The organism is Bradyrhizobium sp. (genome assembly GCF_049581145.1).
Taxonomy (GTDB): Bacteria; Pseudomonadota; Alphaproteobacteria; order Rhizobiales; family Xanthobacteraceae; genus Bradyrhizobium.
On sequence record NZ_JBAURI010000675.1, the window covers coordinates 1 to 4,685 of the forward strand.

The 4,685-nt window shown below is 63.8% G+C and carries 5 protein-coding genes; all 5 read left to right on the forward strand.

The features are described from left to right. Positions 1-277: 4-hydroxythreonine-4-phosphate dehydrogenase PdxA (locus WCB02_RS22005; RefSeq protein WP_423961375.1), on the forward strand; the 277-nt coding region annotated here is incomplete at its 5' end. Continuing rightward, the gene (rsmA, locus tag WCB02_RS22010; protein WP_423961376.1) at positions 274-1,146 is read left to right on the forward strand and encodes a 16S rRNA (adenine(1518)-N(6)/adenine(1519)-N(6))-dimethyltransferase RsmA; all 873 of its coding nucleotides are present in this window, start codon (positions 274-276) and stop codon (positions 1,144-1,146) included. The genes WCB02_RS22005 and rsmA, both read left to right, overlap by 4 nt. A gap of 21 nt (positions 1,147-1,167) precedes the next feature. Continuing rightward, on the forward strand, positions 1,168-2,226 hold the full coding sequence (locus tag WCB02_RS22015; protein ID WP_423961378.1) for an alcohol dehydrogenase: 1,059 nt from the start codon (positions 1,168-1,170) through the stop codon (positions 2,224-2,226). Positions 2,227-2,276: 50 nt separating this feature from the next. Beyond that, on the forward strand, positions 2,277-3,491 hold the full coding sequence (locus WCB02_RS22020) for an ABC transporter substrate-binding protein (RefSeq protein WP_423961380.1): 1,215 nt from the start codon (positions 2,277-2,279) through the stop codon (positions 3,489-3,491). A 120-nt stretch (positions 3,492-3,611) separates the two neighbouring features. Beyond that, a partial coding sequence (locus tag WCB02_RS22025; protein ID WP_423961381.1) for a caspase family protein occupies positions 3,612-4,685 on the forward strand: 1,074 nt, incomplete at its 3' end.

A 4,685-nucleotide genomic window follows, 5' to 3' on the forward strand; every position in this document is an offset into this window, starting at 1 on the left:
GGCCAGGGGCCCGCTGCCGGCGGATACCATGTTCCATGATGCCGCGCGCAAAACCTACGACTGCGCGATCTGCATGTATCACGATCAGGCGCTGATCCCGATCAAGACGCTGGCCTTCGACGAAGCCGTCAATGTCACGCTCGGACTGCCCTTCGTCCGCACCTCGCCCGACCATGGTACGGCCTTCGATATCGCCGGCACCGGCCGCGCCAACCCCGCGAGCCTGATCGCGGCATTGCGGCTTGCCGAGCGCATGGCCGCGATGCCGGCAACATGAGCGCGATCGACGACCTGCCGCCGCTTCGGGAGGTTATTCGCGAACACGCGCTATCGGCCCGCAAATCGCTGGGTCAGAATTTTCTGCTCGACCTCAATTTGACCGCGCGGATCGCGCGGGCCGCCGCGCCCCTGGAAGATGCCACGATCGTCGAAATCGGCCCTGGCCCGGGCGGGTTGACGCGGGCACTCTTGGCGATGGGCGCGCGCCACGTCATTGCCGTCGAGCACGACGCCCGCGCCATTCCGGCACTGGAGGCGATTTCCCGACGATATCCGGGGCGGCTCGAAATCGTCTGCGCCGATGCGCAGAACTTCGATCCGCGGCCCTATCTCGGCGGCACCAAGGCCAAGATCGTCGCCAACCTGCCCTACAATATCGCGACCGCGCTGCTGATCGGCTGGCTGTCAGTCGAACCGTGGCCGCCCTGGTACGACATGATGGTGCTGATGTTCCAGCGCGAGGTGGCCGAGCGCATCGTCGCGCGGGAGAATGAGGAGGCCTATGGACGGCTCGCCGTGCTCGCCAATTGGCGGGCCGAGACCAGGATCCTGTTCGACATCTCGCCCGCGGCCTTCGTGCCGCAGCCCAAGGTGACCTCCTCACTGGTGCGGCTGGTGCCCCGGCAAGCACCCGAGCCCTGCGAACGCAGGTCACTGGAACAGGTCGCAGCAGCCGCGTTCGGCCAGCGACGTAAAATGCTGCGGCAAAGCCTCAAGTCGTTGTCCGTCGATCCCGCCCGGCTCGCGGCAGCGGCAAGCGTCGATCCGACGCGGCGTGCCGAGACCATTCCGGTATCGGGCTTTGTTGCCATGGCGCGCGAATTGGTCGATATACGGAACGAAAAAGCCAATACGCCCCAAAGCTAATATGTTCCAGGGAGACAGATCATGGCGTTGCTGCGCCGCCAGTCGCTGGTCAAGTTTGACGCCCCGCTTTGCGAAACCATCGTTGAGACGCCCAAGCCGCAAGGCAAAGAAGTGCTGGTTCGGATCGAGCGCTGCGGGCTGTGCCATTCCGACCTGCATATCCAGGACGGCTACGCCGATCTCGGCGGTGGCAAACGGCTCGACACCACGCGCGGCATGACGCTGCCATTCACGCTTGGCCACGAGATCGCGGGAATCGTCGACGAGGTCGGACCGGACATCTCGAAGGACCTGATCGGCGCCAGGAAAGCCGTCTTCCCCTGGATCGGCTGCGGGGTATGCCGCGACTGTCTCAAGGGCGATGAGAATCTCTGCCTCAGGCAGCGCTTTCTCGGCGTCTCCATCGACGGCGGCTTTGCCAGCCACGTGCTGGTCCCGGATGCCAGATATCTACTCGACTACGATCCCCTGCCCGTCAATCAGGCTGCGACGCTGATGTGCTCCGGCGTGACCGCCTATGGCGCGCTGAAGCGGCTGGTCGACCGGCCGCGGCAGCGCAATCTGCTGCTGATCGGCATGGGCGGCGTCGGCATGATGGGCCTGTCATTCGCGAAGGCGATGTTCAAGCAGAAGATTTCTGTGGCGGACTTGAATCCGGCCGCGCGCGAGACGGCACTGAAGAACGGCGCGGAAACCGCCTACGACCCGTCCGAACCCGACATCGTCAAGCGCATCATCAAGCAGACCGAGGGCGGCTTCGACGAGATCGTCGACTTTGCCGGCAACGAAAAATCCATGGCCTTTGCGGTCTCGGTGATCGCGCGCGGCGGCAAGATCGTGGTCTCCGGGCTGATGGGCGGCAATTTCAGCCTGCCAATGGTGCAGTGGATCTACAAGCGCATGACCATCGAGGGCTTCATGGTCGGTACTTTAGCCGAGGCTCATGAGCTTATGGCGCTCGCGCGAGCCGGCAAGATCACGCCGGCCCCGATGCAGGAAGAGCCGATGGGCGACGTTCAAACTTGGATCGATGCATTGCGGGCCGGCAAAGTCGTGGGACGGATCGTGCTGAAAAACTAGAACAAGAAGTCCCGCCGGCCTCACCGCTCAACAAGACGGGAGGACAGACCATGGCTTGGAGGAAACGTGCGACGACCGGCGCTCTCGCCGCTCTGATGTTCGGGCTCGTCACGACGGGCGCGCTGGCGCAGAAGCAATACGGCCCCGGCGTGACCGACACCGAGATCAAGATCGGCACCACCACGCCCTATAGCGGTCCGGCATCGGCCTATGCGGCGGGCGCCATCTCCACGACCGCCTATTTCGCGATGATCAACGACCAGGGCGGCGTCAACGGGCGCAGGATCAACTACATCAGCCTCGATGACGCCTATAGCCCGCCCAAGACCGTCGAGCAGATCAGGCGTCTGATCGAAAGCGACGAGGTGCTGTTTCTGGTCAATCCGGTCGGCACGGCGACCAACATGGCAGTGGTCAAATACATCAACCAGAAGCAGGTGCCGCATCTGTTCATCGGCACGGGCGCAACCGTCTTCAACGATCCCGAGCACTATCCGTGGACCATGGGCTGGACGCCGCATTACGCCTCCGAAGGCGAGATCTACGCCAAATATATTCTTGCGACAAAGCCGGACGCCAGGATCGCCATCCTGTCGCAGAACGACGATCTCGGCCGCGATTATCTCATCGGCTTCAGGCGCGGGCTCGGCGACAAGGCCTCGACCATGATCGTGTCGGCGCAGACCTACAACACCACCGATCCAACGGTGGACTCGCAGGTGGTTTCGCTGAAGACCGCCGGCGCCGACATGTTCGTGATTTTCTCGGTGCCGAAATTTGCAGCCCAAGCCATCCGCAAGGCCTACGACATCGACTGGCACCCGCAAGAGTTCGTGTCGAGCGTCGGCTCGTCGATCTCAGGCGCGATCAAGCCCGCGGGCTTCGAAGCCGCCAAGGGCATCATCTCCGCGGCCTATCAGAAGGACCCGGCCGACCCGCAATGGCGCGACGATCCGGCGATGAAAGCCTGGAACGTGTGGATGGACAAATACAATCCACACGTCGACAAGAGCGATTACTACGCGCCCTATGGCTACAATATCGGCTATGCGGTGGTCCAGATCCTGAAGCAGTGCGGCGACAATCTCACCCGCGAGAACATCATGAAGCAGGCCTCCAATCTCGACATGGAGCTGCCGCTGCTGTTGCCCGGGATCAAGCTGAGGACGACGCCGGCCGATCTGCGCCCGATCAAGCAGATGCGGCTGGTGCGCTTCAACGGCGAGCGCTACGTGCTGTTCAGCGACGTGCTGGCAAGCCAGTAACGCTCGTCCGCCGAAGCCCGCAGGCATGCGCGGTGGCACTTTTCCAGCCGCGCGGCGGCTGATAATCTGCTGCCGATACCTGCTTATGTTACCTACGCTATTGCCAGCTCTGGGGATGGGATGCGGCGGCGGTTTTTCGATCGGACCCGTCATGGAGCGCCGCTTGCGGCGCTGGCCGGCTTTTTGACGGTGCTGTCGGCCGCACCGGCCGCGGCCGACAAACGCGTCGCGCTGGTGATCGGCAACTCCGCCTATCAGAACGTCACGCCGCTCGACAATCCCGCCAAGGACGCGAGCCTGATGGCCGAGACGCTCGCAGGCCTCGGCTTCGCGCTGGTCGGCGGCCATGCCCAGCTCGATCTCGACAAGAGCGCGATGGACAGCGCCGTGCAGAATTTCGGACGGCAGGTCCAGGGCGCCGATGTCGCCCTGTTCTATTATGCCGGCCACGGCGTTCAGGTCGCAGGCGCCAACTATCTGGTTCCGGTCAACGCCAATCCGACCCGCGAAGCCGACGTCGATTTCCAGATGGTGGACGCCAATCTCGTGCTGCGACAAATGCAGGGCTCGGGCACTCGCCTCAACCTGGTGATCCTCGACGCCTGCCGCAACAATCCGTTCGGCGCACGAAGTTTGCGGTCGTCCGACGGCGGCCTCGCGCAGATGCGGGCGCCGGACGGAACGCTGATCTCCTACGCGACGCAGCCCGGCAATGTCGCCCAGGACGGCAGCGACGGTCACAGCCCCTACACCAGGGCGCTCGCGACCACGCTCAAGCAGCCAGGCCTGGATATTTTCCAGACCTTCAACCAGGTCGGCCTCGCCGTGAAGCGGGCGACCGGCGGCGCGCAGCAACCCTGGGTATCGTCGTCACCGATCGACGGCGCGTTCTACTTCGTTGCGCCCGCCTCGCAAGCCTCGCCGCAACCGGCTGTCGCGCTGGCTCCCGAGACTCGGCCCGCCGATACGCTGCGTCCAGATCCCGACCGGATCCCGCTCACGGATGCCGGCCTGTTGCGCGAACTGAGCGAGCGGCTTTACGAGCACAATTTCGATCCCGAGACCGCGGACGGCCGGAATACGATGACGCTCGCGATCACCAAATTCCAGGAAAAGAGCAGCATGACGCCGACCGGCGAAGCGACCGAAGGTGTCCTGATGCGGCTGCGCAAGCTGGATGATCTGAAGCCGTGG